Raw genomic sequence first — 20,209 nt, 5'->3', positions numbered from 1 at the left:
GATGAAGTGACGCACGCTAGACGGATATGCATCTTGTGCCGCCACATTTTGGCATCCACTGAACGCACGGCATTCATCAGTCACTAAGGGCTACAGTTCACAAAAACCCAAACCTCCGCGCATGCGCCTCCAAAAACGCAGGCGCAGGCCGAAAGCGTTCCGGCAGGCGAATCGCCTGCCCTTGGCATTGCGCCAAGCTGCTTAGTGCAAACGGGTCCAACTCGGCGTGGCGCAGCGCTTCGCCCACGCGGATGGTGAAGTCCGGTAACACCGTGATCAGCCCTTGGTCATAGGCCCGGTCGTGCAAGGCCGACAGGCACAGGCCGTTGCTGGGGTTCAGGCGGTTTTGGGTGTCCATGCTCCACGGCACGATGTGGCTGGCCACCAGCAGTTTGGGCACGCGCAGGCCGCTCATGCAGCAGGTGGCGTTGTAGCTGGCCAAAATCGAGCGGCGAAACCCGGCTTGGTTGACGCGCACCTGCACGATGGCCGTGGTGGTTTTGCCTTCTGCAATCTCGGGCACTTCGTCCAGCACGTCCACAAAGGGCGGCAGGCCGTTTTGTTCTGCATAGCTGCCAAAGGACGTGGCCGCTTCGGTCACCACGGGGTCGTTAGCCGCCAAAAATTCGTGCCAAATTTGTTGGTCCAGTTTGGACGCATTGCCCATGCCGCGTCGGCCACTGGCCACAATTTGTGGGTCGAGGCTGGCCAAGTTGACCAGCTTCATGGCCACAGCGCTGGCGGTGCGCCCAATCCACTGCGACAACTGCACGATGCGCGGTTGGTTGCGGTGCAGCTGCCCAAATGGCAGTTGCAGGTAAATGTGAAACGCCGCCAATGTTTCGTTGCGCGTCCAGTCGGTGGATCGTGGCATGTGTTGTTCTCCCTGATCGCGGATGTTAGCTGTCCTCGTCCCATGGAACCGGTTTGGCTTGCCTGCGCAAATTGTTGGGGCGGGTGTTTTGTCGGAAGGTGTCGGGTGGCCTTAAGCATTCTTCGGGCGTCACCACATAGACCGTCCAATCGCCGTACAGCTTGCCGTCAAAGCACAGCAGGTCGCCGTCCATTTGCAGTTCCAAAAACGTGTCGTTGTTGCCGGTGAGCAAGTGGGCGTCGCTCGGGCTGGTGAACTGGAGATTCACGCTGCAAGCGTAGGTGGTGTGAAAGTAAATGAGGGGACCCAGTGCGGGGCCATCAAAACCCCAGTCGTTCATGACTTGGTTGGGTGTGTCGCGGCCATGGAACAAGCCCAAATACATGCCGGGTTTTTGGGGCCGAATGCCGTAAACGGGTGCATCGGCTGCTTGTGTTTGCTTGGGCATATCGCGTCCTTGTTGCAAAGGCGCTCAGCTTACGAATGGGGCGGGGCTTTGTGTACCAGGGCTTTGCCTGGGTTATCCAATGGTCCGTAGCGGCTAAAGTGGAGGCTGCTTTTCAGCCAAGCCAAAATACCCGCCCATGACCCCACCCCGACTTGACCTGCGCAAAGGCGTGACCGACCCTGTTGTCCTGTTGATTTCCAGGCGGCAGGTGGAGCAACAAGATCTGGCTTCGGTGCTGGATTCACTCAAGGTGTTCACCGCCACGCGTGAAGACGCTTGGCTTTACCGGGGGCAGATGAGTCTGGTGGTGGACGGCTACAACCACGACCCCCGTGAGCTGGTGGACATTCCCGAGGTGCGCCACTTCCTCAAGCGGCTGGCCGCTCAGTGGCCGTATTGGGGTTTCTTTTTGAACCAGGTGGACGACAGCATCAAGATTTTGGGCTCGTGCTGCTGCGGCGTGGAGTTTCCCGGCCGTGGCGCGGTGCTCATCGATCCGGCGCTGCTGCCCGGCTTTTTGAACCAGGCCTTTGCGGGCATGAACGCGTTGTTCGACCAGCACGGTTTTCCTGAACACGAGCTGGAGGCCATGAGCATGGGCTTGGTGGCTTTGATTGCGCCGTCTGAGTGATGCGGCCTTGTCCGTCCGCTTTCAAAGCCCCGATAATCACCCCATGAAAAATCTACGCCCAGAGACGCTGGGCATCGTGCAGCGGGTCGAAGCCCTCAGCGGGTGTCCCGTCGAATTTCAGCCTGACAGTTCGCTCAGCATCCAAGCCACCCTCCAGAAAGCCCGCCACGGTGCCGCCGCCCATGTGCTGCGTTACCGGCCGGGCAGTGGGCCGCTGGACTATTGGGTCGCCTACCAGTGCGGCTTTGCCTTGCGCTTTTTTGCTTTGCCGCCTGATCAGCGTTTCGATTTTGTGGACACGGGCGATGGCACAGAGCAGGCCGCCACCTTGTTGACCAGTGGGCAGGCGCTGCCCGCTGCCGACCTGGAGCGCGTGCCCATGTTCGCGCACCAGATCGAGCAATGGGCCTTGATGACCTTGCTGTCTTACCCGGTGGGCATGCGGGTGGACCAGTGGCTGCATGACGAGTTCCCGGCTTTGCGCGATTTGCAGCGCGAAGGCATGGACTTGATCCAGCAAGAAAACCTGCGGCTCTTGTCCATGGCCATGGGGCGCTTGACGGTGCCCGTGCCTTTGCTGGGCATGCCTGCGGCTTATGCCTTGTTGGCCGACGAGCTGCTGGGCACCGGCATTTATGCCATTGCCTACCGGGCCGCTGGTGTGTTGGGCATGGGCGAGGCTTTGCGCGATGCGGGCGCGGCCGTGCCCACAGGCCCCGAGCACGACCGCGCCCTTATTGATGCCTGGGCGCAAGCGCTGGGCGTGTCGTCCTGGTACGCCTGGCGTCCTTACAAAATCCTCTCATGATTTCCGAATTCAAGATTCCCCTGCACCGCTTCGACCTGAACCTGCTGCCCGCCGATGCGAGGCAGATTGGCTCTGAGGCTTTCAAGATGGCGGTTACGGTGCACTTCGCGGCCGAATACGCGGCCAGTGGTCAAAACGCCATCGTCACGGTGGACGATGTCGAGATTGGCGTGATGACTTACCCGCGTGATGCGGATGCGCTGGACATGATCATGCCCAAGCTCAAGGCGGGCAAGCTGGCCGAGGCCGTGCCTTACCTGGAAGCGGTCAACAAGGACGAGCCGGACAATGCCGCCGTGCTCTACAACCTGGGGCTTTGCTACAGCGAGTTGGGCCAGTTCGACGAAGCGATCATTCGCCTGAAAAGGGCCGTGCAGCTGGACCCGAAGCACGCGCATTCGTGGATTGGCATTGGCAACGCGTACCACCGCATGCGCAAGCCGGAGCAGGCTTTAGAGGCTTTCACCGAAGCGCTGCGCCTCAACCCGAAAGACGCTTACACACAGCGCAACCTGGGCGGCATGTTGCTGGCCATGAAGCGCCCGGCAGAGGGCGTGGCCTACCTGCGCAATGCGCTGGCCCTGATGCCCGATGACCCGCAAAGCATTTACGGCTTGGCGCTGGGCTTGTCCGACCTGGACACGGTCGATGCCGACCGCGAAGCCGATGGTCTGTTCAACCGGATCATCAAGGAGCACCCGACATCGCCCGTGGTGGAGCAGGCCGAAAAAGCCCGCACGCGCCTGGCGCACAAGGGTCTGCAAGAGGGCGCTGTCGGTGGCCTGCGGCTGGACGTGTTGGCCTACATCACCGATGCGCTACGCACCTTCGACAAAGTCAGCCCCAAGGACATGCAGCGCATCGCCCTCGAAATCGCTTTGAAGGGTCAGTCTGGGCTGGACATCAACAACCCATCAAAGCAATACACGCTCAAGAGTTTGCCCGGCGAGTTCTCAGGCCTGCACCTGCTGGCCATCATGTACGCGGCCTTCCAGAAGGTGGACCCGAGCGCGGACCTGGGGGCGGATTTTTCGAAGGAATATGCGATGGCTTTGCAGGCGATCAAGGGGCGGTGAATTTGGTAGAGCAGGCTTGAGTGGAGTCAAGCCCCTCCAAACAAGCTCACGAGCTTGGCCACCTCGGGTGTCATGCCCATGGTTTTGAGCCGCACATGAGGGTGTGCGGTGGCAAAGACACGAAAAACTTCATCCACAAAGGCTTGGCCGACGTGGGCCACGCCTTCGAAGTCAAGTACCACGGTTTTGAACTGTGTGGCACGGTTCATGACCCATTTAGCTTGCGAGCGAGAGACCAGCTCGCTGCTCAGTTGTGCCAGGCGCACCGGGATTTCTGTGGTGTGAAAGGCTTCGCCGGGCTCTGCATCGCCCACGTTGCTGGCTTCAAAGTATTTGAAATACACATCGTTGCTGGTGCGGGTGCTGTCCACCGCCAGCGACATGCGCACCATGGTCTGCACCTGTGACGGCTTCAAAGCGGCGTTCACGTCGATCCAGTCAAAACGGGCCAAGGGGGTGCTGGCCTCGTTGGGGTCAAAACGCAGGCCACACGATTCGATGGCGAAGCCGTCCATCATGCGGGACGACACAAAAATGCCCATGCCCGAATGGCCTTGGGCAGCCGTGGTGAACTTGCCTTTGGCCAACTCCAAAATGGCCAAGCGTTCATCAAACAGGTGTGCCGATTCGGCGATTTTGCAAAAGATCCCCTCGCCGTCATCGGCCACCACCATTTGCAACTGTCCGCCCTCTAGGTGCATGCCCATGAGCACCTGCAAACCGTTGGAGTGGTCCAGCGCGTTGTTGAGCATTTCGGTGAATGCGGTGTTCACCAGGCCTTTGACGTTGGGCTTGAGGTCGGTCAGCAGGGGCGCAAGGCGCTGCTCCCAAACGGCCATTTCACCGCCGCGCTGCAAAATGCTCTCGCGCTGCTGCACGCCCAGCCAAAAGCGCTTGTCACCCAGGCTGTAGGTTTGCCGGGTGCCTGTGCCGTGCCGCTGCAAATAGCCACTGTCGGCCAGCTTCTTGATGCGACGCGACACGGCTACCCGCGTCAGGCCGGTTTGCTCGGTCGCCACACTGGCCATGGCCCCACCTTGTGCAGCACAAGCGAGGATGATTGCATCGTTAAGGTCAAGCATTTGTATCGCTCAATGTAAATTTTGATTTTTTCATTGTATATCTTGGATCAGTTTATTGTTCTGTTGATGTCGGAAAGTCGGACCTGGCTGACGCTCAAGCGGCTGGCCGCCCAGTGGCCTTACTGGGGTTTCTTGTTGAACCAGGCCTTTGCAGGCATGAACGCGCTGTTCGACCAGCACGGTTTTCCTGAGCACGAGCTGGAGGCCATGAGCATGGGCTTGGTGGCTTTGATTGCGCCGTCTGATGAATAAGCGTTTTGTCGTTCCCACACCCACGCCACAATCTGCACCATGAAAATTCTTCGCATCCACAAGCTGGTTCAAGGTCAAGCCGATGATGTCGACCGGCTTGCCACGTTACGACAAGCCGCCCAAGAGGGCATTGCCGACATCGATGCGGGGCGTTTCAAGACTTTTGTAACCAAGCAGGAGTTGCGCAAACACGTGCAGGCGATCGCAGCGAAAGCCCCGACGTTTATTCACCAAGCCCGTTATCGATAAAGCAGCCTTGCGTGCTTCAAGAGCTTGGCCGCATTTGCTGGACGGCCCTGATTTCGTAGTCGTTGATCAGCTTCTGGAAGTACTTGTAAATGTCAGTCATCTTCACATTCAGCTGGATGCTGGCAAAACTTTCATCGTTTTTGTCGAGCGGGATCACGCCCGTGACCACGCTCTTGAAGTGTTCGGGGTCTTTGTTTCTGATGGGCTGATAGCTGTTGATGGCCAAAAAAATGTCGTCGAGTGTGTAGCCATGGTCTCTGGTGAGGACCATCAAATCGTAGAGATCACGAGACTTCACGCGGTCATAGACAACGAGGCTTTTCATGACAAGAAGCCCTTCAACGCTCAGCACATCAAAGCCCCCTTCAGAAACCGTCACCTTGGGGGCGGTCTTTAAGTACGCAATCTGCGCCTTGGGCCGATCGCTTTCATTGCGGGAATGAAACGTGACCTTGGCGCCGTCAATCAGGTAATCCTGAATGTAGTGATCCAGGTTTTCTGACGTATTGATTTTGAAGCCCAGCTTTTGTTCAGGTGTGATCAGGCTTTCAATCGTGGAGCCACTTGTAGCCAAATCATCCAGGAGGCCATCAATAGCTTTGATGGGCAATTTTTGGCCAAAGATATTGAAGTCCAGGTCTTCGCTGATCCGGTGCCCTATTTGCAATGCCAGCGCAGTGCCGCCGACCAAGGTGAAGTCGGCCAGTTTAGGGTCGTCTTGGAGTCGGGCGAAATTTTGCCGAGTCGCCTCTGGCATGAAATCCAGTTTGAGCTTAAGCATTCGATGGCTCCTTTGCTGTTCGCAAGCCTTTGCTGATGTTGCCCAGCATCCTGCTCACGCTGGCGCTGGTCATGGGCTCAAATGCACGCCGCTTGAAAACGCGCTTGACCTTGGGGACGCCGTAGTAAAAGCACAGCCGAGCCACATCCTCGAACTTGTGCTTTTCGAGCACATGGCCGATCAACACATCGTCCTTGATGTTGGGGTTTGACCAGTCATAAGCGCCCGATAAACCGATCTTGACGGACTTGCGTGTCGCATTGGCTTGGTGAATGACGGTGCGCAGCCACGCGGGGATCAGCGCTGCGTAGTTGTCCATTTCCCCTTCTGCCCAGTCACCCGTGGCACGCTGGATGTCCAGCGTTGTGAGGTTTTGCATTCCCTGGGTCCACAGCTCAAGCAAGATCCTGCCCTTGGGGCTGGCCGCAAGCTGGATTTTCCTTTGACTCATGCGGCGAAATTGCACGGTGTGCCCAGCAGCCTGGACGGTGCGCGACAGACCCGAAGTGGGCACCACCAGCAGGTCTTCTGCTCCTCCGGCTGGCGCAAGCCCTACTTTCTCCCCCGTCTTTTGCGCCATTGCATGGGCAATGGATTGTGCGTCCACACGCTGGCCCGCTGTGACATACAGCCCTCTGGCGACCCGCTCAATGGTCCCTGCCTTCATCATCCGAATGAGCGCCTGGTCAACGGCTGCGCGAGTCCCCACCGACAAAAAGTCAGCACTGGAGAAAACGGCCCCTGGGGGCTTGTCTGCGATAGTTTGCCTGATCTTTTCAGATGTTTGCATGTCAGAAATTATTGACGTTTTTCAAACAATGTCAATTATTTAAGCGGTGCTATTGAAAAATGCAGACCCGATGATGTTTGCATAAACGCCTTTTTTGTAAGAGCGGCACCCTCGCCGCGATGGCATCTCTCAGACCACCCTCCATCGCCCCGGGGCGGGACTCCCACAGGGATCACAGGGCTGATCGTTGTACCCAAGACCAGCCTTTCACTTCAGACTTCAAAGGGCCGGATCAATAAACGGTCACGTCAATCGGGCAGCATCAACGTCGGCACGGCTGCTTGATCGGCCCAGACAAAGGCCCATTGCTCATATTGACCCGCCAGCGCTTTGGCGGCTTCGCGGCCCATGTTCAGAATCAGCACGCTGGGCTCACCGGGCCAGCCATTGCCGGGGTGTTGCCCGATGCCATCGATGAAAACCTGGCCACGTTCCGTGAGGTTGTCTTTCAGCGTTTGCTGTCGCGCTTCGTTTTCTGTATTGGTCAGTTGTTGGGCAAACGGGTTCCATGCGGTGATGAAAGCGGCGCACAAGGCCTTGCGCTCGGCCATCAGCTTTTCAAGGTCGGGGCAAAACACGCCGATGTTCATCGTGAACGGCGGTTCATGGTGGACGATGTAGTGGGTTTCGGTGAAGGCTTGAAAAAGTTCGGCGGGCAGCTGGCTTGTCATGGTGAGGGCTCTGTTCCGAACAAGCCCGTGGCCGGGTTGTAAAAGCAGGGGGCGCTTTCTGGCAGCAGTACCTTGATCATTCCAGAGCCGGGCACGGTCTGTATTTGGAGGGTTTGGTTTTGCAGCGCAATGGTGGCGTAGGCCATGGTTTTTTCCTTCTCCCGCAGACGATTGGAACGTCGGCGGCGTGCGGGATCAGGGCGCTGCGTGACGCTTTAGCCATATATTTGTTGTGCGCCCAGGCAAGTGGTCTGGAATAAATCCGGCGCGGTGGAGATTGCAGAGTCTATTTATTCACTTTGACCGATTGAGGTGCCGGGCATGGGCGGGTGACTGTGCTCGGTATTGAATCAATAGCCCTGAAACAAAAAGTCGAGTGCAGTGGTGATCTGGTCTTGTTCCTGAGCGAGTGAAGTCACGGGCGATTTCAGCACCCGCAAGGGCACAGCACCCATCTTTGGCGTTTCCAGCAAGAAGTCTTCGCCATCGATGGTGAAGATGGGTGTCAGCCGGTTTGACAACTTGACTTTCGGGAAGTGCTTGAGCCCACGCATTGGAATGACCATCCGGGTGTCCAGCCCATTGAGCAGATCGCTTTGTACATCCAGCAAGTAGGGTGTTGTTGTGGCGGAGCCGCCTGGGTTGGCGTAAACGTCAAAGCGGGCCATCAGAAGCTTTTCCACTCGTCCAGTGGCAGGCCTTCGGCTGCAATGGTGCCGTTGTAAGCCGCAATGAAATCTGCGTGTTGCTCGCGCCATTGGCGTTCTTGTTCGCGTTGCACGACGAGGCGCAGGTGTTGGTCGCAGACTTTCGAGATGTTGATGTCGAGCTGTTTGGCGGCTAACAGCACATCACTGCTCAGGCTCAGATTGATGGCGCGTTTGCCTGGCGTGCCAGAGGGTGGACGTTCTGTGGTGGGTAGGGTTGGCATCTATAACCTTATGCGCATTGTGGTGTGCGCATATTTTAATGGCTATCGGTGCGTGTGTGAACGATCTGAATGGACTATGTCCGTTTTCAGTGCACGGTCAAGAGTTGATCACGGTCAAGCCTGCAGATTCAAAGGGCAGTATGCGTTGTGCGACAAATTGCGCGGTACCGCTTGCGCCGCTCCGAATATGCGGCCTGGCAAGCCCGACTGGCTAAAGGCGAGCAGGGCTGATCGCGCTCAAGGCCACGTCATCACCCCCCGCAGCTCCACCCCAAAGCTCTGAAAGCCTTGCGCGTCCCAGTGAGCGCTGCTGTCAATGCAGTCGTGCTGGTGGCCGTGCACCGTCATGCGCACGCCCATGCGGCGCGCCAGGGTGTCCAGCGCTTTGAAGCCGTGTTCGTGGTAGCCGGGCGCTTCGTGGGTGATGAGGATGTCGGCTTGCAGCGATGCAAGTTGTTCCACCTCGTCAGGGTAGATGGTGGACCAGTGCTTCAGGTGCACGCTGCCTTGCCAGCGGTCTTGGCGCGGGGTGACACGGGCGTGCGCTTCGCGGTTGCGAAACTTGGGTTCTTGTGCGTCTTTGGGGTACCACACCGCACCGCGAAATACACCGCCCAGCCCGGCAATTCGCGTGCCGCAGGGCAGCGTGACCACGCGGCCGTGCAGCTGCCGCTCGCTCACGTCGCTGTGCCAGACGTTGGCAAAGTTGTCCGCATGGTCGGTGTCGTGGTTGCCGTGGATGAACCAGACGCGCTCCCAAATGGCTTGCAGCTCGATGTGCAGCGGCCGTGACGGCTCCAGATCGCCCAGCAAGATCACGGCGCGGGCGCGTGTTTGCTCAGCCGCATCGATGATGTGCTGCCATTGGCCGTGCGGGTCGCCGCAAAAGAGGATGGGGCCGGGGTGCATGGGGAGTGAACTTGAGGCGGTGGTTGATCCAAGTAAATCGTACATGAGGTGTTGGATTGACGGGCTTGGCAAGTCATGGACCTTTTTGTAGGAGTCCACCCTGTGGGGGATGGTTTTCAGGGCGTGTGTCACGCCGATCGCCCACGGGGTGGGCTCCTACAGCGACGTGGTCGCCCGTCAACCGCCGTCTCACATCGCCGGATAGTCGGTGTACCCCTCAGGCCCCGGCGCGTAAAAGGTGCTGGAGTTCGCTTTGGCCAGTGGGGCGTTGGCTTTGAGGCGTTGCACCAAGTCGGGGTTGGAGATGTAGGCGCGGCCAAAGGCCACGGCGTCGGCACTGCCCGATGCGATGGCGTCGATGGCCATGTCGCGGGTGTAGCCGTTGTTGGCGATGTAGGCGCCTTTGAAGGTTTGACGTGCCCAGGCAAAGTCAAAGCCGGTCAAGTCGCGTGGGCCACCGGTGGAGCCTTCGACAAAGTGGATGAACGCGATGCCGCGCTGACTGAGTGCTTCGACCAAAGGCCCAAACACAGCTTGGGGATTGCTCTCGGCCGAGTCGTTGGCGGGCGAGACGGGCGACAGGCGGATGCCGGTGCGGCCTGCGCCGATTTCGGCAGCCACAGCATCCACCACTTCCAGCGCGAAGCGGATGCGGTTTTCGGGCGAGCCCCCGTAGCCGTCGGTGCGCAGGTTGGTGCTCTCGCGCAAGAACTGGTCGATCAAATAGCCGTTGGCGCCATGGATTTCCACGCCGTCAAAACCGGCCCGCATGGCGTTGGCCGCGCCTTGGCGGTATTGCTGGACAACTTGCTTGATTTCGTCCTCTGTCAAGGCGTGTGGCACGGGAGCGGGCACTTTGCCGTTGCGGCCGTAGGCCATCACCTTGGCGGCCACGGCCGAGGGCGCGATGGGTTCAACGCCGCCAGTCAGGTCGGGGTGGCTGATGCGACCCACATGCCAGATTTGCGCCACGATTTTGCCGCCCGCTGCGTGCACGGCCTGGGTGATGGGCTTCCAGCCTTCAACCTGCGCGTCCGAGTAAATGCCGGGTGTGGCCATATAGCCTTTGCCCCCGGGCGAGACCTGTGTGCCTTCGCTGATGATCAGGCCTGCGTTGCTGCGCTGGCGGTAGTACTCGATGTTCATGGCGCTGCCGGGAATGTCGCCTGCGGCTTCGTCGGCGCGGCAGCGGGTCAGTGGCGCCATGACCACGCGGTTGGCCATGTCGATGTCGCCGATGCGGGTGGGTTGGAAGAGTTGGGCAAGTGTGTCGGTCATGGGGGCTTTGTTATGCGGTGGGGCCAAAAGAGAAGTCGATCATTATGAGTGGAACAGTTCCTTGTGGGAGCCCACCCTGTGGGCGATGGTTTGCAGGGTGTGTTCCACGCCCATCGCCCACAGGGTGGGCTCCTACAACAACACTGTCCGGTCAAAGAGGCCGCACCGCACTTGGGATAATGGCACTCCCCTTTCACACCGGACAACACACCTTGAGCACCATCGCCGTCATCGACTTTGAGACCACCGGGATTTCTCCCAACATGGGTGACCGCGCCACCGAGGTGGCGATTGTCTTGCTGGAAAACGGCCAAGTGGTGGACCGCTACCAAAGCCTGATGAATGCCGGGGTGCGGGTGAACAGTTTCATCACGCAGCTCACTGGCATCACCAACGAGATGGTGCAAGCCGCGCCGCCAGCCGAGCAGGTGATGCGCGAGGCGGCGCGCTTTGTGGCCGGGCGGCCCATGGTGGCGCACAACGCGGCCTTTGACAAAAAGTTTTGGCAAGCCGAGCTGGCGCGTTGTGGACAAGACGGCTCGCACCCTTTTGCTTGCACCGTGCTGCTGTCGCGCCGCCTGTACCCGCAAGCGCCCAACCACAAGCTGGGCACGCTGGCGGCGCTGCACCATTTGCCGTCGTCAGGTCGTGCCCACCGGGCCTTGGCCGATGCCGAAATGGCCGCGCATTTGCTGGCGCAGATGCAGCACGACCTGAAAACCCGCTACGCCTGCCAGCAGCCCGACCACGCTTTGCTTATGGGCCTGCAACGCACCAGCCGCCACATGGTGGGGCCGTATTTGAAGGCGCGCACGGGTGGCCCTGGATCTTCGTAGGTCGGCACCTTCAGGTCCGACATGGTGTGTGTTGGTGCAGAGCTTGGCGGGGGCTGAATGGCGCAAACTAAGTCGCATTTAAAGTCGCAAAATTTCCCGCATGATTTGGTAAATATCTTTGCATGACATAGACTTGCATCTTATGTCAAAGTCGCAAAAATTTCAGCTTTATGACCATCCTGCGCAGATGGAGCCCCTGTTGCCTTCCGAGCACCGCATGGGCCCCCTGCTGGAGCGTGCGCATGACCTGATCCGCAAGGCGGACCGTTTGTCGGGCTGGTGCCCAAGCGGGGCCTTGCCGGGGCTGCGCTCGTCTTTGCGGGCCATGAACTCGTATTACTCCAACAAAATTGAGGGGCAGCACACTTTGCCGCTGGAAATCGAGCAGGCCCTGCGCAATGATTACGCGCAGGATGCCGATAAAGCCCGCCGCCAGCGCATGGCGCTGGCCCACATGGCCACCGAAGCGCAGCTGGAGGCGCTGTGGCCTGCATGGGACGCCGCGAAAGTTTGGTCGGTGCAAACGGTTTGCGATATCCACCAGGATTTGTTCGCCCGCTTGCCCGAGGCCGATCGCGCCATCGAATCACCAGGGGGCGTGCAAACCTTGCAGCCCGGCGCCCTGCGGGAGCGCGAGGTGAGCGTGGGCCGCCATGCCGCCCCAGCCGCTGCAGTTTTGCCTGCGTTTTTGTCGCGTTGGACCAGCGTCTATTCGGGCGTCAGACGGGGCGAGTTGCAGTTGGTGGCCATGGCGGCGGCGCACCAGCGGCTGGCCTGGATTCACCCCTTTGCAGACGGCAACGGCCGCGTGGTTCGGCTGCACAGCCATCTGGTGTTGGGGCACATGGGTCTGACGAATGGTTTGTGGTCGCCTTTGCGCGGGTTTGCCCGCACGCATGAGGCCTACTATGCGCATCTGGCAGCAGCCGATGAACCCCGGGCAGGCGATCTGGATGGCCGGGGCAACCTGACCGAGTCGGGTTTGATTCGCTGGATCGATTACGTGCTGGGCGTGTGCATCGACCAAGTCGACTTCATGTCGGGCTTGCTGTCGCTCGATGGCATGAAGGACCGCATGGCGGCGTGTTTGGCCTACGAGGAAAACGTGGTCAAACAAGGCGTGCGCGCCGAGGCTTTGCGGGCGCTGCATTACCTGTTTGCGTCGCAGGCCGAGCTGGACCGGGCCGACTTCAAAGCCATGCTGGGTTTGGGCGAACGCTTGGCTACGGCGCAGGTGTCGGCTTTGCTCAAAAGAGGGTTACTGGAAAGCGATACGCCTCACGGCAAGCTGCGCCTGGGCGTGCCGCAGCACGCGTTGCGCTTTTACTTTCCGAGTTTGTGGCCGGAGGCCGAGGCGCAGGGTTGAAAGCGTCTCACCCTCACCTTCACCCCAAACCCAGCGGCAGCGCCGTCTTGTAGCGCACCTGCTTGAGCGCAAAGCTGGAGCGGATTTTTTCCACCCCCGGGATCGGTGAGAGCTGCTCCAGAATGAAACGTTCCAGCGCCGCCATGTCGCGCACGGCCACGCGCAACAAATAGTCGCTGTCGCCGGTCATCAAATAGCACTCCATCACCTCGTCGTGCCGGGCGATGTGCGCCTCAAAGTCGGCCAGGGTTTCCTTGCTTTGGGTCTTGAGGCTGATGGAGATGAACACCGTCAGGCCCAGCCCCAGCGCCGCCGCGCTGGCCAGCGCCACGTAGCGCTGGATCACGCCGTTGCTCTCGAGTGCCTTGACGCGGGCCAGGCACGGCGAGGGCGACAGGCCGATGCGTTTGGCCAGCGTCACGTTGGACAGTGAGCCGTCGCGCTGCAGTTCGTCGAGTATCTTCAAATCCACGTTGTCCAGAATCATGTGCTGAATTCCTTTTAATTTCGGCATATTGTGCTTTAAATGACGGATAAGTTGGTTCAAATACGCAGCACATGCGCCGCTTGCCTCTGTAAAGTTCAGCGCATGAACGCACCCATCGAACCCCATTTGCAAGCGATGTTGTCCGCCCACGACATTGACCCCGAAGAAACCGCCGAGTGGCGCGAGGCTTTGCTGGCGTTGATCGGCACGCAAGGCCCCGAGCGTGCGCGGCAAATTCTGGACGAGCTGGCCGTCGTGGCGCGCCAGCAGCGCACGGGCTGGCAGCCCGAGCTGAACACGCCCTACATGAACACCATCGCGGTGCAAAACCAGCCCGTGTTCCCCGGCGACTTGGCCACCGAAGAGCGGCTGGTGGCCATCATGCGTTGGAACGCGCTGGCCATGGTGGTGCGGGCCAACCAGGCCTATGGCGAGTTGGGCGGGCACATCGCCAGTTACGCCAGCGTGGCCGATTTGTTCGAGACCGGCTTCCACCACTTCTTCCACGCCCGCACCGAGCAGCACAAGGGCGACTTGGTGTTCTTCCAGCCGCACAGCGCACCCGGCGTGTACGCCCGCGCTTTTCTGGAAGGGCGCTTGTCTGAGGCGGACCTGATGCACTACCGCCAGGAAATCACCGCGCCCGACAGCGGCGCTCGCGGTTTGTCGAGCTACCCACACCCTTGGCTGATGCCCGACTTCTGGCAGTTCCCCACGGGCTCCATGGGTTTGGGGCCGATCAGCTCGATCTACCACGCCCGTTTCATGCGCTACCTGACGCACCGCCAGCTGCAAGACTGCAGCGCCCGCAAGGTGTGGGGCGTGTTTGGCGACGGCGAGATGGACGAGCCCGAGAGCATGAGCGCCTTGACCTTGGCCGCGCGCGAAAAACTCGACAACCTGGTGTGGGTGGTGAACTGCAATTTGCAGCGCTTGGACGGCCCCGTGCGCGGCAACGGCCGCATCATCGACGAGCTGGAAAAGCTGTTTGCGGGTGCAGGCTGGAACGTGATCAAGCTGGTCTGGGGCAGCGACTGGGACGGTCTGCTGGCACGCGACACCTCGGGCGCTTTGCTGCGCGCTTTTGCCAACACGGTGGACGGCCAAATGCAGACCTTTGCCGCCAAAGATGGGCGCTACAACCGCGACAACTTCTTTGGCCAAAACGAAGAGCTGGCGCGGCTGGCGCAGGGCATGACCGACGAGCAGATCGACCGGCTCAAGCGCGGCGGCCACGACATCGTCAAAATCCACGCCGCTTATGCGGCAGCGGCTGCGCACCGTGGCCAGCCCACGGTGATCTTGGCGCACACCAAAAAAGGCTTTGGCATGGGCAGCGCGGGCCAGGGCAAGATGACCACGCACAGCCAAAAGAAGTTCGACGAGCAAGACCTCATCGACTACCGCAACCGCTTTGACCTCCCGCTGAGCGACGAGCAGGCCAAGGGCTTGGCCTTTTACAAACCCGCCGACGACAGCGCCGAGATGCGCTACCTGCGCGAGCACCGCGCCCGCTTGGGCGGCAGCTTGCCCAAGCGCGAGACGACCTGCGACCGCTTGCCTGTGCCCGTACTCGCCAGTTACGGGCAGTTTGCGCTGCAGGCCGACGGCAAGGAGATGAGCACCACCATGGCCTTTGTGCGCATGCTGGGCAACCTGCTCAAAGACAGCACGCTGGGCCCGCGCATCGTGCCAATCGTGGCCGACGAGGCGCGCACCTTTGGCATGGCCAACCTGTTCAAACAGGTGGGCATTTACAGCAGCGTGGGCCAGCGCTACGCGCCCGAAGACATCGGCTCGGTGCTGAGCTACCGCGAAGCCACGGACGGCCAGATTCTGGAAGAAGGCATCAGCGAAGCGGGCGCCATCGCCAGCTGGACAGCCGCGGCCACCAGCTACAGCGTGCACGGCCTGGCCATGCTGCCCTTTTATATTTATTACTCGATGTTCGGCTTCCAGCGCGTGGGCGACGCCATTTGGGCAGCGGCCGATCAGCGGGCCCGTGGCTTTTTGCTCGGTGCCACTTCAGGCCGCACCACCTTGGGCGGCGAGGGCCTTCAACACCAGGACGGCAGCAGCCACTTGGTGGCGGCCACCATCCCCAACTGCAAGGCCTACGACCCGGCCTTTGCGGGCGAGTTGGCGGTGATTTTGGACGCGGGCATGCGCGAGATGGTCGAGCAGCAGGCCGATGTGTTTTATTACGTCACCTTGATGAACGAGAACTACGCCCAGCCCGACTTGCCGTCGGGCGTGGAGGCCGACGTGCTGCGCGGGGGCTACCGATTTGGCGTGTATGGCCCCAGCGATGCTGCGCAACGCGTGACCCTGCTCGGCTCGGGTGCGATCCTGACCGAGGTGGTCAAAGCCGCGCAGCAACTGGCCGCACAAGGCGTGGGCGTGGAGGTGCTGAGCATCACCAGCTGGAGCGAGTTGGCGCGTGACGGCATGGCGACCGAAAGACTGGTCGATGCGGCCCTGGCGGCGGGTGTTGGTGGTGCTGGTGCTGGTGCTGGTGCTGGTGCTGGTGCTGGTGCTGGTGGTGCTGGCCCATGCGGTGGACATTTGGCAACCCTGTTGTCAACCACCCAAGGCCCCGTGATCGCCGCCACCGACTACGTGCGCGCCGTGCCCGAGAGCGTGCGCGCCTTCGTGCCCGAAGGCCGCCGCTACACCACGCTGGGCACCGACGGCTTCGGCCGCAGCGACACGAGGGCCGCGCTGCGCCGCTTCTTTGCGGTGGACGCGGACAGCATTGCGCAGACGGCAACGCGGGCTTTGGCCGCTTAACTCGACATGGAGCACAGTGCACTGAGAACCCTAATGATCTGGTCCCTTGAAGTCTTGAACAACAGGTAAGGGATCGTTTTTTGTAGGAGCCCACCCCTGTGGGCGATGGGCGTGGAACACGCCTTGCAAACCATCGCCCACAGGGTGGGCTCCTACAAAGACAACAAGATCGGCATGCTCGGCACCAACAAGGGTCATTCAAACTTCATCGGGCCGGATCAATGGGTCTAATTCTTGGTTGACGCATGGTGTCAATAATGGCACCCTTGTTATCGAGACGCCTTGGCCAGGCGATCGAGAAATTAGGCAGTCCATCATGAACATTCAACACTACACCTACCGCGTGACATGGTCGCCAGAAGATGGCGAGCATGTGGGCTTGTGCACCGAGTTTGCTTCTCTGAGCTGGTTGGCAAAAACGCCCGAAGCTGCGCTCAAAGGCATCCAAAAGTTGGTGGGCGATGTTGTCGCCGACATGCTGTCAAATGGCGAACCCGTCCCCGTGGCGCTGGCCGACAAAAGCTACAGCGGTGAGTTCCGTGTCCGCATTCCGCCGCTTGTTCACCGCAATCTGGCACTGTTGGCAGCCGAACAGGGCGTCAGCCTGAACCGCCTGGCCAGCGCCAAGTTGTCGGCCTGAACAAGCCAGGAGCTACCCGTCATGAAGTTCAAAAAAATTGCACTGGTCGGTCTGGCCGCCATCTTTGGCGCGGGTGCCTTGGGTTGGCAAAGTCTGGACAAGGAAACACGGGGTTTCTTGGCGGCGTTCCCCACCAACACCGACCTGCTGTTTTGGAGCACATCGCAGCGCGATGCGGCATTTCGGGCGCTCGATCGCTTGCCCTTTTTGGCCAAGCACCGCGTGGTGCCTGCGGGTGACACGGCGTCTGCTTTGCCCCCCGGCCCGCCGCTGGCGCTGCCTCTGGACATCGACGCGTACATGCAAGGGCAGCGCAGTGCGGAGCTCATGGTGCTGCACAACGGCCAGGTGCGGCTGGAGCGCTACGGGCTCGACTTTGACAGCGAAGGCCGTTGGACCAGTTTTTCTGTGGCCAAGTCTTTGACCTCGACCTTGGTGGGCATGGCCGTGCGCGATGGCCACATCAAGAGCATGGACGACAAGGTCAGCGATTACATTGCCGAAATGAAGGGCTCAGCCTACGACGATGTCAGCATCCGCCAGTTGCTCACCATGACCTCGGGTGTGGCCTGGAACGAGAACTACGACGACCCGAAATCCGACGTGGCCCAGTTCAACAACCACAAGCCCAATGGCGGCGAGGACGCCGTGGTGAGTTACCTGCGCAAACTGCCGCGTGCCGTGCCCGCCGGAACCCGCTGGCTTTACAGCACGGGTGAGACCAATTTGGTAGGCGTGCTCGTTTCGCGGGCCACGAAAAAAACGCTGTCGGATTACTTGTCTGAAAAAATCTGGCGGCCCGCTGGCATGGAACAACAGGCCACCTGGATGCTGAGCAAAACCGGGCAAGAGATCAGCGGCTGCTGCCTGCAAGCGGCCACGCGAGACTTCGCCCGTTTCGGCCAATTCATCTTGAACGGCGCCCAGATCAACGGCCAGCCCACTTTGCCCGAGGGCTGGCTGCCAGAAGCCACCACCTCGCGCACCGGCATTGGCCAGCCCGGGCGCGGCTACGGTTACCAGTGGTGGACCTACAACAACGGCAGCTTTGCCGCCCGTGGCATCTTCGGTCAGGGCATCTTCATTGACCCGGCGCGCCAGCTCGTGATTGCCTCCAACGCCAACTGGGGCAACAACGCCACCGACCCGACGGCCACCGCCGCCCGGGAGGCTTTTTACATGGCAGTGCAGCAGGCCGTGGATGCCGAAGTTGCAGAGGCAGCGGCCAAGCGCTATTGATCCGGCCCCCTGGCGTTTGAGTTTTGTTCACCTGTCTCCCGTAGGTCGGTGGCTTTAGCCCCGACATCGCGTGCTTCACGCGTGGGCTGCTTGTCGGGGCTAAAGCCACCGACCTGCAAACTCTTTGAGCGTTGAAGACTTCGCTGGGCCGGATCAATAGAGTGGTTTTGTGCACAAGCGCTGCAGTGCTGTAACCAACACCGGCATGGGCCGAGTCCAGCAGCCCTTCGAGCAGTCGACATGTTTCACCGTTTCGGGCTTGGGGCTTTCAAACACAAACGCTCAAGCTCGCGCAGCACCAAGCCTGCGTCCACCATGTCGGCCAAGGCGCGGTAGAGCGCTTCGTGGCTCACGCCCAGTTCGGCCGCCAGCGATTTGTAGCCTGCGGTCACGGCGCAGCAGCCGCTCGTGCCTTCGGTTTCCAGCCAGTGCAGCACGCGCGCTTGCACGCCCTTGAGGTTCAGGCGCTCGCACTGCAAGCGCAAGCGGCGCACCTCTTGGTTGAGCATGCCAATCCAGCGCAGGGCAAAGGCGGGGTCTTCGGTGAGCGCTTGCAAAAGCGCGGGCACGGGCACGCGGGTGATGTGCGCGTCCACCACCACCAGGGCGTCGCAGTGGTAGCGCGGCGACTGCAGGCTGGCCTCGCTCACAAAGCCTTGGTACGTGCGCTGCAGCACCACACTGGTGCCGTTGGCCGCCGCACGTTCCAGCACCACTTGGCCCACGTGCACCCAAAACAAATGGCGTGGCCGCTGGCCCGTGGCAAACAGCCGATCGCCTTTGCGCACATGCAAGGCCTCGCAATCGGCCAAGAGGGCCGGGGGCAAGAGGTCAAGCAAGCGCTGGTCTGGGATGCTGGTATTCATATGATTCAAATCATATGAGAAAGCGCCACCGCGCCGCATACTGCCCGCATGAAAACCCCATTTTTTGCCTTTGGCCAAACCCTGCCCGATTACGCGGTGCCCGTGTTCAACGAACGTGCGGTGCGCGCCAGCGCCGGGATTTTGTTTGTTGTGGCCTTCGCCGCGTTTGCGCAGGCCTTGTTGCTGGGCCAATTCCAAACCACGCAGGTGTTTGTGGTGGCCTTTGTGATCGAGTTTGGCATTCGCCTCTTCGTCAACCCGCGCTGGGCCCCGGCCATGATCATCGGCCAGTGGGTCGTGCGCGGGCAGGAGCCCGAATACGTGGGCGCGCCGCAAAAGCGCTTTGCTTGGGGCATCGGCTTGGCGCTGGGCCTGTGGATGTTGTATTTGCTGGTGATCGAGCGCAGCATTGGGCCGATCAACATGCTGGTCTGTGGCACCAGTTTGTTGCTGATGTTTTTTGAAACCGCGTTTGGCATTTGCATTGGCTGCAAGCTGCACGACTGGCTGCGCCCCACACAAGCGCAACTGTGCCCCGGCGGCACCTGCCGCTACACACCACCGGCTGGCGCGGGCGGCCACTGGGGCCAAGCCTTGGTGCTGGTGGGTTTTGTGGCGGTGATGGTCGCGGTGGCCGGCTGGGTCAAGCAAGGCCCCGCATTGCGCGGCATGCACCACCCCGCCATGCACGGTGCACCGAGCCAGCCCACGGCCAACGAAGAAGAGCGCTGCCGTGTGCCCGATTTCGCCAAGGCCATGGGCCACGAGACCATTTGGAAACAACACAACGGCTGTCTTTGAAAGGACCCCCACATGACTGCACTGATTTTTGACGTCGAGAACATCAAATGTGGCGGCTGCGAAAACTCCATCCGCAAAGGCCTGAGCACCATCGCGGGTGTGAGCGAGGTGCAGGTTGACCGCGAGCAGCAACGCATCACGCTTTTGGCCAACGAGGCCGAGCGCAGCGCCATCGCCGACAAACTGCGCAGCATGGGCTACCCCGAACAAGGCTCGGTGGCGGGCTTTCAGTCGGGCTTGGCGCAGGCCAAGTCGATGGTGAGCTGCGCGATCGGCAAGGTCAGCGCTTAAAGCGCGAGTTGCTTGTGGCCTGTTGGATGGGGATGAAACAGGACAGTGGTGGTGGCGTGAAGGGCCCATAAAGCGCTGGTGTTGCCATAATGGCACGACCCCATTGAACCCCT

Annotated in this window: 26 protein-coding genes; 13 read left to right on the top strand and 13 right to left on the bottom strand. The window is 60.5% G+C overall.

The window, feature by feature from the left end; genetic code table 11:
• Window positions 1-97 precede the first annotated feature (97 nt).
• Both AMM33_RS06710 and AMM33_RS06705 read right to left on the bottom strand, forming a co-directional pair.
• Entirely contained in the window at window positions 98-874 is a 777-nt protein-coding gene (locus AMM33_RS06710; protein ID WP_090139772.1) for an HNH endonuclease, read from the bottom strand.
• 25 nt (window positions 875-899) lie between these two features.
• Entirely contained in the window at window positions 900-1,322 is a 423-nt protein-coding gene (locus AMM33_RS06705; protein ID WP_090139770.1) for a hypothetical protein, read from the bottom strand.
• A gap of 136 nt (window positions 1,323-1,458) precedes the next feature.
• Between AMM33_RS06705 and AMM33_RS06700 the strand changes: the two genes are divergently transcribed.
• Genes AMM33_RS06700 through AMM33_RS06690 form a run of 3 tightly spaced genes read left to right on the top strand, consistent with a single transcriptional unit; the run spans window position 1,459 to window position 3,837 of the window.
• Window positions 1,459-1,953, top strand: a complete 495-nt coding sequence (locus AMM33_RS06700; protein WP_053169143.1) for a chlororespiratory reduction 6 domain-containing protein — start codon at window positions 1,459-1,461, stop codon at window positions 1,951-1,953.
• A 43-nt stretch (window positions 1,954-1,996) separates the two neighbouring features.
• Window positions 1,997-2,761, top strand: coding sequence for a hypothetical protein (locus AMM33_RS06695; protein ID WP_090139768.1), 765 nt, complete (start codon window positions 1,997-1,999; stop codon window positions 2,759-2,761).
• The gene (locus AMM33_RS06690; RefSeq protein ID WP_090139766.1) at window positions 2,758-3,837 is read left to right on the top strand and encodes a tetratricopeptide repeat protein; all 1,080 of its coding nucleotides are present in this window, start codon (window positions 2,758-2,760) and stop codon (window positions 3,835-3,837) included. Before AMM33_RS06695 ends, AMM33_RS06690 begins: the two co-directional genes overlap by 4 nt.
• 26 nt (window positions 3,838-3,863) lie before the next feature.
• Here the strand turns inward: AMM33_RS06690 and AMM33_RS06685 are convergent, their stop codons facing one another.
• Window positions 3,864-4,919: an STAS-like domain-containing protein gene (locus AMM33_RS06685; RefSeq protein WP_090139764.1), complete on the bottom strand. Its 1,056-nt coding sequence runs from the start codon at window positions 4,917-4,919 to the stop codon at window positions 3,864-3,866.
• Window positions 4,920-4,985: 66 nt separating this feature from the next.
• Here AMM33_RS06685 and AMM33_RS06680 point away from each other — a divergent pair, with 66 nt between their 5' ends.
• Together AMM33_RS06680 and AMM33_RS06675 are read left to right on the top strand one after the other, a co-directional pair.
• A complete protein-coding gene (locus tag AMM33_RS06680) occupies window positions 4,986-5,171 on the top strand; it encodes a hypothetical protein (protein ID WP_090139762.1) in 186 nt (61 codons plus the stop codon).
• A gap of 39 nt (window positions 5,172-5,210) precedes the next feature.
• Window positions 5,211-5,420 (top strand): hypothetical protein, encoded by a 210-nt coding sequence (locus AMM33_RS06675; protein WP_090139760.1) that lies wholly within the window; start codon window positions 5,211-5,213, stop codon window positions 5,418-5,420.
• A gap of 16 nt (window positions 5,421-5,436) precedes the next feature.
• On the opposite strand, the gene AMM33_RS22360 is transcribed toward AMM33_RS06675, so the two are convergent.
• From AMM33_RS22360 to AMM33_RS06640, 8 genes are all read right to left on the bottom strand, one after another.
• Window positions 5,437-6,201 carry a nucleotidyl transferase AbiEii/AbiGii toxin family protein gene (locus tag AMM33_RS22360; protein WP_090139758.1) on the bottom strand — a complete coding sequence of 255 codons (765 nt, stop codon included), beginning with the start codon at window positions 6,199-6,201 and terminating at the stop codon, window positions 5,437-5,439.
• Window positions 6,194-6,991 (bottom strand): DUF6088 family protein, encoded by a 798-nt coding sequence (locus AMM33_RS06665; RefSeq protein ID WP_090139756.1) that lies wholly within the window; start codon window positions 6,989-6,991, stop codon window positions 6,194-6,196. The genes AMM33_RS22360 and AMM33_RS06665 overlap by 8 nt, the downstream gene beginning before the upstream one ends.
• 248 nt (window positions 6,992-7,239) lie before the next feature.
• The gene (locus tag AMM33_RS06660) at window positions 7,240-7,662 is read right to left on the bottom strand and encodes a DUF3293 domain-containing protein (RefSeq protein ID WP_090139754.1); all 423 of its coding nucleotides are present in this window, start codon (window positions 7,660-7,662) and stop codon (window positions 7,240-7,242) included.
• A complete protein-coding gene (locus AMM33_RS21810) occupies window positions 7,659-7,808 on the bottom strand; it encodes a hypothetical protein (RefSeq protein WP_194945281.1) in 150 nt (49 codons plus the stop codon). The genes AMM33_RS06660 and AMM33_RS21810 overlap by 4 nt, the downstream gene beginning before the upstream one ends.
• A 204-nt stretch (window positions 7,809-8,012) precedes the next feature.
• Complete coding sequence (locus AMM33_RS06655) at window positions 8,013-8,330, bottom strand: CcdB family protein (RefSeq protein ID WP_090139752.1); 318 nt, start codon at window positions 8,328-8,330, stop codon at window positions 8,013-8,015.
• Entirely contained in the window at window positions 8,330-8,593 is a 264-nt protein-coding gene (locus tag AMM33_RS06650) for a type II toxin-antitoxin system CcdA family antitoxin (RefSeq protein WP_090139750.1), read from the bottom strand. Before AMM33_RS06650 ends, AMM33_RS06655 begins: the two co-directional genes overlap by 1 nt.
• A gap of 237 nt (window positions 8,594-8,830) precedes the next feature.
• Window positions 8,831-9,547, bottom strand: coding sequence for a metallophosphoesterase family protein (locus AMM33_RS06645; RefSeq protein ID WP_228767985.1), 717 nt, complete (start codon window positions 9,545-9,547; stop codon window positions 8,831-8,833).
• A gap of 144 nt (window positions 9,548-9,691) precedes the next feature.
• The gene (locus tag AMM33_RS06640) at window positions 9,692-10,780 is read right to left on the bottom strand and encodes an alkene reductase (RefSeq protein WP_090139747.1); all 1,089 of its coding nucleotides are present in this window, start codon (window positions 10,778-10,780) and stop codon (window positions 9,692-9,694) included.
• 212 nt (window positions 10,781-10,992) lie between these two features.
• Here AMM33_RS06640 and AMM33_RS06635 point away from each other — a divergent pair, with 212 nt between their 5' ends.
• The gene (locus AMM33_RS06635; RefSeq protein WP_090139745.1) at window positions 10,993-11,616 is read left to right on the top strand and encodes a 3'-5' exonuclease; all 624 of its coding nucleotides are present in this window, start codon (window positions 10,993-10,995) and stop codon (window positions 11,614-11,616) included.
• A gap of 142 nt (window positions 11,617-11,758) precedes the next feature.
• Complete coding sequence (locus AMM33_RS06630) at window positions 11,759-12,982, top strand: Fic family protein (RefSeq protein WP_090139742.1); 1,224 nt, start codon at window positions 11,759-11,761, stop codon at window positions 12,980-12,982.
• Between the two features lie 19 nt (window positions 12,983-13,001).
• Here AMM33_RS06630 and AMM33_RS06625 read toward each other — a convergent pair whose 3' ends face one another.
• Entirely contained in the window at window positions 13,002-13,469 is a 468-nt protein-coding gene (locus AMM33_RS06625) for an Lrp/AsnC family transcriptional regulator (protein ID WP_053169430.1), read from the bottom strand.
• A gap of 102 nt (window positions 13,470-13,571) precedes the next feature.
• On the opposite strand from AMM33_RS06625, the gene mdeB reads away from it, so the two are divergent.
• The 4 genes from mdeB to AMM33_RS06610 all read left to right on the top strand — a co-directional run bounded on the left by mdeB (window position 13,572) and on the right by AMM33_RS06610 (window position 18,138).
• Window positions 13,572-16,259 (top strand): alpha-ketoglutarate dehydrogenase, encoded by a 2,688-nt coding sequence (gene mdeB / locus AMM33_RS06620; protein ID WP_090139740.1) that lies wholly within the window; start codon window positions 13,572-13,574, stop codon window positions 16,257-16,259.
• Between the two features lie 105 nt (window positions 16,260-16,364).
• On the top strand, window positions 16,365-16,490 hold the full coding sequence (locus AMM33_RS22645; protein ID WP_255350675.1) for a hypothetical protein: 126 nt from the start codon (window positions 16,365-16,367) through the stop codon (window positions 16,488-16,490).
• 85 nt (window positions 16,491-16,575) lie between these two features.
• Window positions 16,576-16,899: a type II toxin-antitoxin system HicB family antitoxin gene (locus AMM33_RS06615; RefSeq protein ID WP_090139738.1), complete on the top strand. Its 324-nt coding sequence runs from the start codon at window positions 16,576-16,578 to the stop codon at window positions 16,897-16,899.
• A 21-nt stretch (window positions 16,900-16,920) separates the two neighbouring features.
• Entirely contained in the window at window positions 16,921-18,138 is a 1,218-nt protein-coding gene (locus tag AMM33_RS06610) for a serine hydrolase domain-containing protein (protein WP_090139736.1), read from the top strand.
• Window positions 18,139-18,383: 245 nt separating this feature from the next.
• On the opposite strand, the gene AMM33_RS06605 is transcribed toward AMM33_RS06610, so the two are convergent.
• Complete coding sequence (locus AMM33_RS06605) at window positions 18,384-19,004, bottom strand: Crp/Fnr family transcriptional regulator (protein ID WP_090139734.1); 621 nt, start codon at window positions 19,002-19,004, stop codon at window positions 18,384-18,386.
• Window positions 19,005-19,052: 48 nt separating this feature from the next.
• On the opposite strand from AMM33_RS06605, the gene AMM33_RS06600 reads away from it, so the two are divergent.
• Together AMM33_RS06600 and AMM33_RS06595 are read left to right on the top strand one after the other, a co-directional pair.
• Window positions 19,053-19,805: a DUF4395 domain-containing protein gene (locus tag AMM33_RS06600; protein ID WP_090139732.1), complete on the top strand. Its 753-nt coding sequence runs from the start codon at window positions 19,053-19,055 to the stop codon at window positions 19,803-19,805.
• A 12-nt stretch (window positions 19,806-19,817) separates the two neighbouring features.
• On the top strand, window positions 19,818-20,096 hold the full coding sequence (locus tag AMM33_RS06595; protein ID WP_228767984.1) for a heavy-metal-associated domain-containing protein: 279 nt from the start codon (window positions 19,818-19,820) through the stop codon (window positions 20,094-20,096).
• The last annotated feature ends 113 nt before the right edge of the window (window positions 20,097-20,209 follow it).

Origin of the sequence: Limnohabitans sp. DM1, assembly GCF_001269385.1 — a bacterium.
Classification (GTDB): Bacteria; Pseudomonadota; Gammaproteobacteria; order Burkholderiales; family Burkholderiaceae_C; genus Limnohabitans_A.
The sequence above is the reverse complement of the archived record's forward strand: the minus strand, read 5'-3'. Positions and strand labels throughout refer to the sequence as shown.